This window comes from Streptomyces sp. McG3 (assembly GCF_018619185.1).
Classification (GTDB): domain Bacteria; phylum Actinomycetota; class Actinomycetes; order Streptomycetales; family Streptomycetaceae; genus Streptomyces.
In genome coordinates, this window is the sequence record NZ_JAAXYC010000038.1 from 1 (window position 1) to 12,192 (window position 12,192).

Annotated in this window: 11 protein-coding genes and 2 pseudogenes; 9 read left to right on the forward strand and 4 right to left on the reverse strand. The window is 68.9% G+C overall.

Annotated features, from left to right (window positions below; translation table 11 throughout):
• The 4 genes from HET64_RS09300 to HET64_RS09315 form a co-directional block, all read left to right on the forward strand.
• The coding region (locus HET64_RS09300) for a hypothetical protein (RefSeq protein ID WP_251145044.1) at nt 1-317 on the forward strand (317 nt) is incomplete at its 5' end.
• A gap of 86 nt (nt 318-403) precedes the next feature.
• Nucleotides 404-601 carry a hypothetical protein gene (locus tag HET64_RS09305; protein ID WP_215103714.1) on the forward strand — a complete coding sequence of 66 codons (198 nt, stop codon included), beginning with the start codon at nt 404-406 and terminating at the stop codon, nt 599-601.
• A 478-nt stretch (nt 602-1,079) separates the two neighbouring features.
• Nucleotides 1,080-1,379, forward strand: a complete 300-nt coding sequence (locus HET64_RS09310) for a DUF6342 family protein (RefSeq protein WP_215103647.1) — start codon at nt 1,080-1,082, stop codon at nt 1,377-1,379.
• Between the two features lie 216 nt (nt 1,380-1,595).
• Nucleotides 1,596-1,844, forward strand: coding sequence for a hypothetical protein (locus HET64_RS09315; protein ID WP_215103649.1), 249 nt, complete (start codon nt 1,596-1,598; stop codon nt 1,842-1,844).
• Between the two features lie 227 nt (nt 1,845-2,071).
• Here HET64_RS09315 and HET64_RS09320 read toward each other — a convergent pair whose 3' ends face one another.
• Nucleotides 2,072-2,392, reverse strand: coding sequence for an STAS domain-containing protein (locus HET64_RS09320; protein ID WP_215103650.1), 321 nt, complete (start codon nt 2,390-2,392; stop codon nt 2,072-2,074).
• Nucleotides 2,393-2,589: 197 nt separating this feature from the next.
• Here HET64_RS09320 and HET64_RS09325 point away from each other — a divergent pair, with 197 nt between their 5' ends.
• Nucleotides 2,590-2,787, forward strand: a complete 198-nt coding sequence (locus HET64_RS09325) for a DUF1964 domain-containing protein (RefSeq protein ID WP_215103652.1) — start codon at nt 2,590-2,592, stop codon at nt 2,785-2,787.
• A gap of 81 nt (nt 2,788-2,868) precedes the next feature.
• Here the strand turns inward: HET64_RS09325 and HET64_RS09330 are convergent.
• The 3 genes and pseudogenes from HET64_RS09330 to HET64_RS09340 all read right to left on the reverse strand — a co-directional run.
• A pseudogene (locus tag HET64_RS09330) lies at nt 2,869-2,982 on the reverse strand (DnaB-like helicase C-terminal domain-containing protein); the annotation flags it as partial.
• 245 nt (nt 2,983-3,227) lie between these two features.
• Complete coding sequence (locus HET64_RS09335; RefSeq protein ID WP_215103654.1) at nt 3,228-3,557, reverse strand: hypothetical protein; 330 nt, start codon at nt 3,555-3,557, stop codon at nt 3,228-3,230.
• A gap of 344 nt (nt 3,558-3,901) precedes the next feature.
• On the reverse strand, nt 3,902-8,269 hold the full coding sequence (locus HET64_RS09340; protein ID WP_215103656.1) for an AAA family ATPase: 4,368 nt from the start codon (nt 8,267-8,269) through the stop codon (nt 3,902-3,904).
• A gap of 186 nt (nt 8,270-8,455) precedes the next feature.
• Between HET64_RS09340 and HET64_RS09345 the strand changes: the two genes are divergently transcribed.
• The 4 genes and pseudogenes from HET64_RS09345 (at nt 8,456) to HET64_RS09360 (ending at nt 12,123) form a co-directional block, all read left to right on the forward strand.
• On the forward strand, nt 8,456-9,313 hold the full coding sequence (locus HET64_RS09345; RefSeq protein ID WP_215103657.1) for a hypothetical protein: 858 nt from the start codon (nt 8,456-8,458) through the stop codon (nt 9,311-9,313).
• 280 nt (nt 9,314-9,593) lie between these two features.
• Nucleotides 9,594-9,969: pseudogene (locus HET64_RS09350) on the forward strand (3'-5' exonuclease); the annotation flags it as partial.
• A 326-nt stretch (nt 9,970-10,295) separates the two neighbouring features.
• Nucleotides 10,296-11,567 (forward strand): hypothetical protein, encoded by a 1,272-nt coding sequence (locus HET64_RS09355; RefSeq protein WP_251145045.1) that lies wholly within the window; start codon nt 10,296-10,298, stop codon nt 11,565-11,567.
• Nucleotides 11,560-12,123: a hypothetical protein gene (locus HET64_RS09360; protein WP_215103666.1), complete on the forward strand. Its 564-nt coding sequence runs from the start codon at nt 11,560-11,562 to the stop codon at nt 12,121-12,123. Before HET64_RS09355 ends, HET64_RS09360 begins: the two co-directional genes overlap by 8 nt.
• Nucleotides 12,124-12,192 lie beyond the last annotated feature (69 nt).

Sequence of the window (12,192 nt, forward strand, 5' to 3'; positions counted from 1 at the left end):
TGCCCGCCCTGCCCGTGCCCGCCGGGTCTTGGGGGCTGGAGGTGCTGGAGGCGGTGCGGGCGACTCCGGCGCCCTGGTACGCGGTTGCCTACCCCGCCTCCGGCGGCGGCTGGCACGTCAGCCTCCTCCAGGAGCCAGGCGTGGTCCGCGACTTCTTCACGGCCGTCGGCCTGGAGGCCGCCGACCGCGGGCTCCAGGACCGCGGGTACCTGTCCCTCGCGTCCGCGATGGGCCGGGACTGGGACCGGCTGACACGGAGAAGGGACGAACAGGGGCGTGGCACCCCGGTCTTCCTGGATCCCGGAGCAGACGCCTGAGCTGGCTCACTGCCATGAAGGTGGTACCTGATCCCAGCGATGACCCCTGAGAAGCTCCGTACTGCTCCCGGCGGACCCTGCCGTGCATGGCTCAGTCGACCATCGAACGGCCGGGTAGCGGCCGGCAGCTACCCGGCCAGTTTCCCCCCGAAAGCCCCGGCATCACCGAACTCGCCGACCTCCTGCGGGCCGCCCGCCGTCTCGGCGGCCTCCTCCCCGCAGTCACCCTCTGGCACCTCCAACGCGCCATAGACCAGGAACACGCCGCCCACCAGCAGCAGTAGCCACCGCATGCCCCCTGCCAGGAGCCCGGCGCCTCCGGGGCCGTAGCGGTGCCGGGCCCTCCCGCGGCCAGCAGGGGCGCGGCGCCACCATGACCGGCTCCGGTACGCCTTCCGGTCATTCTCGACCGGAGTTCCCCGTGTTCCGTCGGGTGGAACGAAGGGCCGGGCCGCAGTATCGCCTGGCTCATCTGCTTGTTGGTGTGACTGGGGCCCATGTGTTTCCCAGAAAAGGAACGTGCGGGCAGGTGTTATCCGGCCGCGCAAGGAGCCCACATCAACCTGCTAGTGACATATTCCCCGCGTCTGGCATAAGTTGCCTGTCGAGCCCGGTCCACGTCGCTTTTGCTTCACCTGCCGCGCAGCCGGGCTATTCCGAATAATGGGGGCGGAGAACACGGCTCCGTGATCGTTGCGTGATTGCGCTACCGGATTATGGGCCGTGGTAAAGCTGCCGATCGCCAGGAAAGAGGGGGACTTTATGCCTGATGTGGATCTCGGTGTGGCGTCGGACTGGGACGAGGGGGACACGCACGGCCGGATCGCTCTGCGCCCGAGTCCGAAGTTCTCGGACCCCGGAAAGCAGGACGTGGTCGTCAGCTCACCGCTCGGTATCGAGCTGACGGTGAACACGAACCACTCCACCAACCAGGAAGGGGACAGGGTCGTCATCAGTACCTTCCACGGCACGGAGAAGAAGATCCTCGCGATCCTCGACTCCGCCGGAGACCTGTACATCGCGGGCCGAGTGATCCAGGAGCAGGGCGACCTGTCCTACTGATGCCCTCAGCGAGCATGTGGCCCGTCGGCCGGGGGCGGCAGGGAGGGGGGTGGCGTTACCCCTGATTCCCGCCGAAGGCAAAGACTGCAGCAACGGCGGGGGTGCCCCGGCCGGCGGGTCGACTCCTCGCCCGGAGTCGACCTGCTGGGCGCAATCGGCGCGGCGCACCCCGAACTGCTGCTCACCGGGCCGACGCTCCGCGACCAGGGCCTCATAGTGCCGACGCCGACCCCGCCCGCGTGGGCGGAGCTGGAACAGCAGCACGAACAGATCCGCCGCGGCGCGGACCGCAACCTCGGCTGCGAAGCCGACGACGGGCTCTGCCCGACCCTGGCCGTGGTGGGCGAGACCCGGTGCGCCCTGCATTTGGGCTGGCCGCTGTGCCCGGGCCACGGCGAGTACACCTGCCCCGTCCGTACCCGCACCGGCTACCAGTGCGCCGGCTGCCGGGCACAGGCCCGCTAGCCCAGATCACCGCCGCCCTGCCCGGGACGGGCGACGGTGGTGCCAGCCGCCCCGGACCGTGCCCCCGTGGCTCGGTCGCTCCCGCGGGTGAGAGCGACCGAGCCGGTGCCCTCCCATGGCCCACCGCCTGACCCACCCCAGCCTGCTGCTCGCCGTACCGGCGCAGGAGAGAGGGTGCCCATGGATCCGCAGCCAGCATGTGCCAGCCCCCGCAGGACGTGCCCGGGTCAGGCGGTCTGGGCGTCTTCGACGGTGGGGTGGATGTGGAGGACCTGGTCCGCGCCGATGAGGTTGATGAGGCGGGTGATGGCGGGGGAGGGGTTGGCGATGCGGAGGTCGGCTGCCTGGTGGATGGTCAGGAGGAGGCGGAGGAAGGTGGAGTCGCCGAAGGTGATGAGGCTCGCGTCCAGGATCAGCCCGCCGTGTGCCTCAGCCGTTTCCCGTATCCGTACTTCGAGCGGGGGGAGGGTGTCTTCGTCGAAGTCGCCGTGCGGGGCGATCACCGGCAGCGGCCCGGACACTCCGCGCCGGGGCTCATCAATCGTCATCCAAAGATCATCCCCGACACGACGTTGCACGGCCATAGCGTCTGGTGAGTCCACCGGCCATGGCAGGTCCGAGCATCCGCCAGAAGCCCCGGGCGCACGGAGCGCTCTCCCCGTCAGCCGGTGGCGTCCCTGCGGGTGATCAGTGACGGTTGGCGGTGTAGATCGTTAGCGCGGGCATGATGACGAAGAGCAGGTACATGTTCGCTGTTGTGGTGCTGGCCGGGGCGGCCTTGTCCACCGTGGGGACCGCTCACGCGGACGACTTCAGCACGCTCGCGAACGGGGACGGCACCACGTTCAGCTGGCAGAGCGAGCACGGCAACGGCACCATCACCTTCGACCCGAACCGATTCGAGGGAAGCGCGCAGTTCCCCAACGAGGGCCCCATCCGCTGATGCTGCACCCCTCACTGGTTGCCCCGGGTTCAGGAGGTGTCCGTTCCTGAACCAGAGGGCCCGTGCGGATGTGTGCCGCTACTTCTCGTGGGCGTCCTCGCGGTGGAGCACGGCGCCCTGCTCGATGGAGCCGGACTCGCGCAGGTCGGAGACTAGGTGCTTCTTGTCGGTGCGCTGCTCAGGTCCGCGGCTGAGCCCCCGGAAGGGCCGACCCATTGTCGGCATGCGCACGAGCGCGCCCCTCCGCGTATGAGGTACGCGGCGCGCCCGGCACGGGCCACCCACGGCGCATGTCGGCCACCGCTCGCCCGGGCTCCGGCGTTTGCATTGCCTCGAATAGGCAATGGCCAACGCGACCGATTGGGCTTGTTGCGGTAGCTGAGTGGTTCCTGCGCGGATGTGCGCAGGAACCACTCGTCACGCGCTACTGGCCCGGGCGATTACACCTCGTCCAGGGCCGGGAACGCGCTGGGCTCAATGATCGACTCCTGGTTCGGGTCGGTGCTGGTGCCACCACCGTTGGTCTTCACGCACTGGTCACCCTTGAAGAACCAGAAACCGCCGTTGTGGAAAACGACCGCGTCGAGGTGGCTCGCGAAGATGGTGTTCTTGAGGATGGGAAACGCGGTGGTGATCTTCTGCCTGCCGCCGCCCAAGATCTCCGTGCCGCCACCGTTGGTCTTCACACACTCGTCGTCCTTGAAGAACCAGAAACCCTGGTCGTCGTGGAACGCAACAGCGTCCAGGCCGCTCGTGAAGAATCCTGCCATCATGACTCCTTGGTTGTTCGGTCAACAACTTGGCACTCTGCACAGGCGGTTGGGGGCCGCCCACCAGTCAACGCCGCAACCGGCATATGGCTATGGCAAAGCCCATTGATGGTCTGCGGGAGAGAGTCAGTTGGGCATTGTTGCCTGAGTGTCAGTGACACAGCCTCAGTGACCTGCTGGTTGGAACTGACGGGTAGTGCCGACCTGTTGCTGACATGCGTGACGATAGCCCAAGTCATTCTCATGCCGACTGCTATAGACAGGTGCGAGTTGGTGCTGGTCAGAGGCTCCCTGCAGGTGTGAAGCTGTGCTCCGGCAGTGGGCATTGTCGGGCGGTGGTGTTCCTACGACGGCTCTGCCTGGAGCGGCCAGTCCAGAGTGGCAAGCCCCGTTGGACCGCCGATGTGCACGTACTGCGTGCGGCCGGGGGTGTGGACGATGTTGGTGACCGGTGCCGCGGTGAGCAGGGAATGCACGAGACGCCCGGTGAGGGGCTCCCACAGCCGCATGCCGGTGCCGTTGCCTGCTGCCAGCAGACAGGTTCCCCGGACGTGGGGGAGCGGGGTCATGGCGGCGGTGTACGGGGTGTCCATCCGGCTGATCGGACTCCGGTCTCGAGGGTCCCAGATCACGATCTCGTGGGGCGTGGCGACGGCCACCGCGACACGGCCATCGGGCAGAGGGACGAGAGATAGCGAAGTGACTGCGGGGCGGTGGGGCAGCGTGCCGTCCTCGACGAGTTCGCCACTGGCCACGTCCCACACCAGCAGCCGGGAGCGCGCGGCCCCCATCACCAGGCAGCGGCCGGTGGGGGAGGGCAGGGCCAGCAGCGCGGTGATGCGCCGCCCGCCGTCGGGTAGTCCTGCCACCTCGCCGGTGGTGGCATCGACGACGACCGCTCCTGTGTTGCCAGCCACCACGACAGCGATCCGGTCGTCCGGAAGCCGCACGGCGCAGCAGCGGTTCTCCTTGAACGAGCCGCTTGCGATCGGCTTGGCGGCATCACGCCCGACGTGCCACAGATGGATGGTCTTTTCGTCGCCCACCACCACGGCGGTCTCGTCATCCGGGCCGGGTACTGCCTCCAGGAACGTCACGGGCTTGGGGTGCTCGTAGTACTCCAAGCGTTGGCCGGTCGCAGTGTCGAGGATATCCACGATGTACGCAGTGGGGACGGCGAGCCGCTGCACGCCGTCGGCCGGTGGCAGCGCGGTCATCATGCGTGCTGTGGCCAAAGCACGCGGCGGCTTGTTCACCGCAGTTCGGTGGATGGGAAACGTGCTCTGTCCGGCCCGATGCAGCAGGATGCCCTCGTCGCCGCTCACCGCAAGCTTCCAGTTTCCGTTCGGGGCTGAGACAGCGGCGAACATTGCCCGTGGCTGTGCCGGATACGTTCCCACCCGTCGTGCCTCGGACCGAGACACATCCCATACTTCGATGGACTCGTCCGTGACGACGCCCGCCAGGTGGGCACCGTCTGCATCGGTCACGCTCACCATGCGCTGGGTTGAGTCGGTCGGGCGGCCCGCCTTGTCGCTCCAGAAGTGGGTGGGGAAGATGCCGTCCCGGAAGGGGTCGAACAGAGCCACCGGCTGGTTCTGGCCGAGTACTACTGCCAACAGGTCGCCTCCGGATGGACCCCGTACGGCCGCGATGGACAGGTCCGTGGAGAACGGTACATCCAAGGGGAGCACGTCCTGCGTCAGGGGATCGAAGAGCACCCACCCGGCGCGATACAGCTTGAGGAGGTGGTAGCCGCGGCCTTGCGGGTCACGGACCCAGGTCAGCCGCTCCGGGAGGCGGGCACCGTCAGGCAGGCGTACCGGGCGGACCGTGTCTTCCGAGGGCTGCCACAGGAGCAGCTCGTTCCGCCTGCTGGCCACCACCATCGTCCACCGGGCATCACCATCGCGTGCCACGGTCACCATGCGCACGCTGTCCCGCTCCAGGCCCGCCAACTGGCGGCCCGAGAGCGGGTCGAACACCGCTGCGCTGCGAGGATGGGCCGCCACCAGGAAGGAACGTCCGCTGGTGCCCCTCGCGATGGTCAGGGCGTGTGCCACACCCGTATCGATGTGAGTGAGCTGCTGGCCCGTCGCGCTGTCCCAGACGCCGATGCCGCCGCGGGTGCTGGCGGCGAGCAGCTGCCGACCGTCCAGCGTCCTGAACGCGCACAGAGCATGCACTCGGCCGGAGGGGGAGGCCACCACGTTGGCACGCCCCTGCCAGCGCCCCCACTGCGTCTCCAAGGCCGCGCCGACGACGCGGGCGCAAGAAGGAGGCGACGGCACCGGGCTGTTGTCCCAGTCCGGTGCATCGTTCGCCGCCAGATGGAAGGCGATGCTGCTCAGGCGCGACGGGACATCGACGGATGCATCCAGGTAGGGCTCGATGAGCCCAGCCGCCGTGAGAACCCTGCGCTGGGTGTGGCCCACCGGCAGAGGCAGGCCCAGCCGTCCGCGCAGCGAGCCCGAGCTCTCCCAGACCGCCAGTTCCACCGGCATGATCGAATCGTCCAGGGCGTGGCCCAGTTCGGCGTGGGCCACCGTGTTGCGGCGCACATAGGGATGGGGCGCCAGGCGGCCGCCCTGCTCGGCCAGGCGGGCACAAGCCTCGGCGATGGCACGGTGGACCTGCTGCACGGGCTGCATGTCTTCCATTTCGGCAGCCCATGCCTCAGGAATGCCCGCAAGGGGATCCACGGCCAGCGATCCGGGCTCGGTCAACAGCACCTCGGCCACCCGCTGGTGGGCGGGCCGGTAGGCGACCCGGCCGTCCTCTTCACCGGCGGCTAGGTAACCGACCAGGCGGCTGTGGCGCACTGTGCGGATCACCGCGTCGATCTCGTCGGCGGGCGGTGCCGCCGGGCCGAGAACCGCGGCAGCCACCGTCGGCCACACTTCCGCCCACGGTAGGCCTGCGCCTTGGGCGAAGGCGGTGGCCCGCAGCACCGCCAGCAGCAGCCGCAGGCTGATGTGCTGGTCCATGGCTACCTGCCGCAGGTCGTTGCTGAGCAGCGCTGTCGTTCCGGCCTGCAACCGGTCGTGCCAGAGGGGATCGTGCACGTCCTGCCGGCCGATCGCGGACCTCAGCTGGGTGGCGGCCAGCCGGGCGTCGAGGAACGACGGTGTCACCGCCTGCGCGATCACCGCCGCCACCTCGGCCGCCGCCGCATCATGACCGGCATACGGGCTGCTCTCGCTCGCTTGCAGAACCATCTCCACATAGGCGGTGATGTCGGCGACGGTCTGGCCCCCGTCCGTGCGCAGCAGGTCCAGCGGCACGCTGCTCTCGCCCATCCCCGCCTGCAGCACGGTGTACAGGAAACCCAGCAGCTGGTCGGCCGCCGTATCCTGCAGCTTGCCGCCCTCGACATCCTGGGCCGAACTACGCATTCCCAGTACTAACCGCACCGCCGGTTCCCCGTCTGCACTCCGCAGCCGGGCCAGCGGGGCGATCACATCGGACAGGCAGGCGGTCGGTTCCTGTGCCTCATCCAGACCGTCGACCACGAGTGTTACCGGTTCCCGCACCCCCGCGCAGACTGCGGCCACCCGGTCCAGCAGTGCCTGCAAGTGCGGCTCGCCCCCGACTCTCTCGGTGCCGAGGGCGGCCAGCAGATCCTCGACCAACGCCAGCGACGACTTTCCCCGCGCCAGCACGGCCGCGTCCACCGCACGCGGCCGCGGCCGCAGCGGTGTGGGAACCGCATCCACAATGTCCGCGAACCGGGTAACGAACAGCGGATCGCTCAGCGTGACCAGCCGGGCCAGCAGCGCCGACTTGCCCGAGCCGGCCGCCCCGGTCACCACCAGCACCCCCGCCCCGGCATGAACGAACTCCACCAGCGCCTGCATCAGCGTCTGGCGCCCGCTGAAATACCAGCCCGGATCATCGTCATCGGTACGGCCCGAGGCGCGGGCCAGCCAGTACTGCGCCAAGGTGGATGCCGACAGCGACACCGGCTGCCGGGACGCCTCCACGACCTGTTCCTGCGGCTGATAGTGCGGGTTGGGCAGGCACAGACTCGGCTCGTCGCGGCGCGAGTCCGGCCACACCCACAGCGCCCGCAACAGGGCGGGGTTCTCATCCCCGACCGTGTTGAGGAGCTTCTCCCATTCCTCGAACGACAGATGGGACGCGGTGAAGCCGGCCGACTCATCCCTGGCCTTGTCCAGCGCCAGCTTCAGCAGCCGCGTGAACTCGCCCCGGTGCGGCTCCTGCTCGAAGTTACCGCTGGTGATCACGGCGAGGGTCTTCAGATCACGGCGCTGTGTGCACAAATCTTCGAATAGCGCGCTCAGTTCGCTTTTGAGGCTGCCGGCGAAGCACGAGTCGACGAGCACCAGCACGTGCTCCGCCTCGCTGTCCATGACCTGCGTGATCAGCTCGCTGGTGGGGAACGCGGTACCCAGCAGCCGGTCGGGGGAGGTGTGGCCGAAGGTCAGGTAATGGCGCCGGGACTGGCCCCGCAGACCGTGCCCGGTGACGTAGATGACCAGCGCCTGGTCCCACTGCGCCTGCGCGAGTTCCTGCTCGGTCAAAAACAGCCGCAAATCCTCCGGCTGCGCCAGCTCCTTGGGCTGTGCGACCTCGAACCGTCGCTCCTCGCCTATCGCGGGATCGGCCAGCCAGCCGGTGATCGTTTCCACCTGCTGCTGGATCCCCGCGGTGAAGACCTCATCCTCGGTGAAGTACTCGTCGACCGCCACGACCACCAGCCGACGAGGCCACGGCTCCACCCCGTTCAACTACGCCCCCTCACACACACGTTGCCCAGCACTCTAACCACCCCGGCCAGACCGAGGCCGCGACACGGCCGCGGCCTCGGCCGGATAGGATCCCGGCAGCCACCACTCCCGCATCTGCGGGACAGTAGGCCCAGGGGGAAGATCAGCGTGCACATCGTCGGTATCCACGGCATCTGGCAGGGCAACACCAACGCCGTGAAACTCTCGGCCGACTGGGCCGGCGCCCTGACCAAGGGCCTGCGCACCCACCACGGGCCCGCCTGCCCCATCCCCCCGCTGACAGTGGCCTACTACGGCAACCTCTTCCGCACCCCGAGCAAACGCCTGGGCGCACAGGACGCCACCCCGCTCGTCGATGGCGCCGATCCCTTTACCGACCAGGAAGAGGCGTTCGTCCTCGACACCCTCGCCCTGTACGCCCCACCCGGCCTCGATCCCGAGCAGCTCCAGACCGAAACCCTCGGCCCGGGCATCCCCTACATCCCCCGCCCCGTCGCCCAGGCCGTGATCGCCGTCGATCACAAGATCGGCCGTGACATGGGGCGGCGCCTGCTCGGCTTCGTCCGCCAGGTCTACCGCTACCTGCACCACGACATCGGTGAGCGCATCCGCGCCGAGGTCCGCACCGAACTGCACCGCCCCGGGCCCCGCTTGGCCATCGCGCACTCCCTGGGCAGCGTCATCGCCTTCGACATGCTCACCCGCGAGGACACCGGCCCCGGCCCCGACGGCCTGACCGCACTCGTCACCTGCGGATCCCCCCTGGCCTGGCCCACCATCCGTCATTCGCTGGGCCAGGATGGCGCCCTCGAACTACCCGACGGCATCGACTGGCTGAACCTCCACGCCGCCGGTGACCTGGTCGCCCAGAGCGGACTGGCGGCCGTCGCTCCGGCCGTCCGTGACGAACTCGTCCGCAACGGCATCACTGATCCGCATACTGCCGTGCGCTACCTCGAGAAGCAGTCGCTCGCCGACCTCATCGTGCGCACCACCACCGCGTAAGGCCATCAGGGCAGGTGCAGACAGGTGCGCCTCGAGGGCCGGACCGCACGGAGACGGTCGCCGGGGCGAACACTGCTGCACGCAGCGGCAGTTGAGCCTCACAGAGAGTGCCGCAAGGCCCCCCGCATGACCTGTTCTGGCTCCTGCGCAGTGCAGTTGATCGCTCTCTGCGCCATGTTGATCGGTTGGCCTGGGGTTGACGGAGCGTGTTGCACGCCGGGGATGCCGAGATGCCCTACATGACGCGGGCCGCCCCGGGGCGGCTGTGAGCCCGCATTCGATCTACTCCTCATGGGGCGATCTGCAGGATTACGCCGCCCACGACACGGCCGGTCGCGATCTGCAGCCGCTGGTCAACCTTGTTGACACCCACGGCACCGAGGCCATCCTTACGGCCGTCGCCCACCTTGCCCCTGAGCCGCACGCCCAGGTCACCGTCTCCACCGCCCACAAGGCGAAAAGGGCGTGAATGGTCCTGCATGCTCATCGCGGACGACTTCGCCCGTCCCAAGGACAACACGCCCGACGAGCAGACAGGCCCCCCGTCGACACCCGATCCCATCGACGACGCCGAAGCCCGCCTGGCCTATGTAGCGGTCACCCGCACCCGCCAACGCCTCGACCTGGGCGGACTGTCCTGGATCCACGACCATCCGACGGTCCCCCGGTCGGCGACGACCGCGCCCGTCCACCGGCGCTGCCACAGCCTCCTGCCGCTGCCAGGACATGAAGCCAGGTGCCCGCCAGATCGGCCTGCCAGCCGGCCCGCACCCCTTCCGGGACGGCCAGGCCCGACGCGAGGCCCCGCTCCAGCACGACGGACGATGGAAACCTCGGCTATCCCGATGCACCTGACACGCGCTCACTGCTGCGACTGGGGCTGGGGATGGACAAAGACAAGTTTTGTGGTTTCCAGGCCCTTTGAGCCCGGTAGCGGTCATGCTGGTCCAGGGACGCATGTGATGCGGAGGTGGAGGGGGACTTGCCGGATCAGCCTGACTTGTTCTCCGTGCAGCAGGAGGACGACCCGGAGGGTCTAGAGCACATACCGCCATTCGTGGCACCGGTCGCTGCTGCACCGAGCGCAGTGACACGCGATCCGGTGGCACTGCGCATCGCCGAGGCCGTCCGGGACGTGTTCGGCGACTTCGGCTCCGAACACGGCCTGAGCCGCGGGGAGATAGCTCAAGCGTGTGCTGCGGTGGCCTCCGCCGACGAGTTCGATGCGAGATTCAGGATCTTCATCAAGCTTCGTCTGCTGGAGTCGCTGCGCGGCAAGGCCCACGACCAGCGGTATGTGTTCAACCCGACCAGCGGCGCAGCCTTGTTGGTCTATGAGCGGCTCGGGGAGGCCGGAGGGGTCCAGGAGATCACCATGCTGCTGGACCGGACCCGCGAAGGCCTCCTGAACGGCTCCCTGACCGAGGAGCAACTAGCCGCCAAGATTGCGCAGGCCCGGCGCAGCTTGGCGAACTACACCAACCACCTGCTGCGGCTCGTGCGGACCAGGCCCATCGAAGAACTGCTTGGCCAGCGCCACCACCATGCCCACACCACCTCGCTCGAGGAGGCAAAACACCTGGTCCACGCCGTCGCCGAGCAGTACCCCGCGCTGCGTCCTGCCGGTACCCGCCTGATCCAGGAAGCCCTGCGCTACACGGCAGCCGTCAACGAGTTCCACGACCGGCTCATGCAACAAGCCACCACCCGCCGCAACTTCAGCATGCTCCTTCCCGAGCAGTACGTGACCGCGGCCCGGCGGTCCTCCGCCGACGCGCTTGCCCAGGTGTTCGCCACGACCGTCTTCGATCCGCCGCACGTCCAGATCACCACGGGCCAGATCCTTACCGCCGCAGCCGACCACCAGCCCCCACCACCACGGCAGCGCCTGCCCCGCCCCCCGTCGCGGCCGCCCGGCCCGGACCCGGTCAAGGCCGCACGCGCCAAGGCCGCGCTCGCCCGCCAGCGACGGGAGGCCACCGTGACCCTGCTCATGGCCGGCAAGGACGAAGCCGACGTCACCGCCGCCCTGCGGGCCCTGCCCTGGCAGGCAGCGGTCAAGCATCTGATCGAGCTGCTGCGCGCCGCAGCGGACCCGGCCATCCCGTTCATGCTCGACATCTCCCGCGAGGTCATCGTGGATGGTGCAGGCCCGGTCACCTACGCCTCACCGGTGACCGCGTACCGCATCCCCGACAGCCCCCAAGGCATGGACGACGACACCGAAGCCGCACCGCAGAGCCCCCATGAGTGACCCCTACCTGCTGGCACGCGCCCGGGCCCTGCGCACGGTTCCCGTCCCCGCGGACCGCGCCGAACTCAGCGGGCTGCGCCGCGTCGTCGACGATGTGGAGCGCCGTCTGGTGGATACCGTCACACCCGACGGTATCCAGGAGCTGATGGCCGGCTGGGCCCTCGACGTGGAACCGGCCAGCGGCGCCCTGGGCGACAGCGACGCCCACCGCACTGCCTCGGCCGTCCGCCTGGTCACACTGGCCTGCTGCATCCGCCACTGCTGGCCCGACCCCAGCCAGCCGCTGTACCCGGGACAGCTCGCCGCGCAGGAGGACGTCATCGCCTCTCTGGCTCCCCTCCAGGACGCCCTCACTCCCCGGGAAGGCGTGGCCGCACTGGGCCAGAGCGCACACTTCCTGACGGCCCTGCGGTTCCTGCGCGCCTGCGGCCACCTCTCGGCGGACGTCGGCGACGGCATGATCCGCCTCGGACCCATGGTCGCGCTGTGGTCCGAGCGTGATGTGGCCGAACTCCGCGGCGGATACGACGTCCTGCCCGCCCCGAGGAAGGGCTGAACCGGTGGACGCACCGGCCCTGCAAGCCCTGTCCCATAACCGGCGGGCGGACGTCCGAGCGGCGGTCTG

What these genes read in the sequence shown, in the direction of transcription:
- HET64_RS09305 (WP_215103714.1), top strand. Translation starts at nt 404, where the DNA reads ATGGCTCAGTCGACCATCGAACGGCCGGGTAGCGGCCGGCAGCTACCC.
- HET64_RS09310 (WP_215103647.1), top strand. Translation starts at nt 1,080, where the DNA reads ATGCCTGATGTGGATCTCGGTGTGGCGTCGGACTGGGACGAGGGGGAC.
- HET64_RS09320 (WP_215103650.1), bottom strand. Translation starts at nt 2,392, where the DNA reads ATGACGATTGATGAGCCCCGGCGCGGAGTGTCCGGGCCGCTGCCGGTG.
- HET64_RS09325 (WP_215103652.1), top strand. Translation starts at nt 2,590, where the DNA reads ATGTTCGCTGTTGTGGTGCTGGCCGGGGCGGCCTTGTCCACCGTGGGG.
- HET64_RS09335 (WP_215103654.1), bottom strand. Translation starts at nt 3,557, where the DNA reads ATGGCAGGATTCTTCACGAGCGGCCTGGACGCTGTTGCGTTCCACGAC.
- HET64_RS09360 (WP_215103666.1), top strand. Translation starts at nt 11,560, where the DNA reads ATGAGTGACCCCTACCTGCTGGCACGCGCCCGGGCCCTGCGCACGGTT.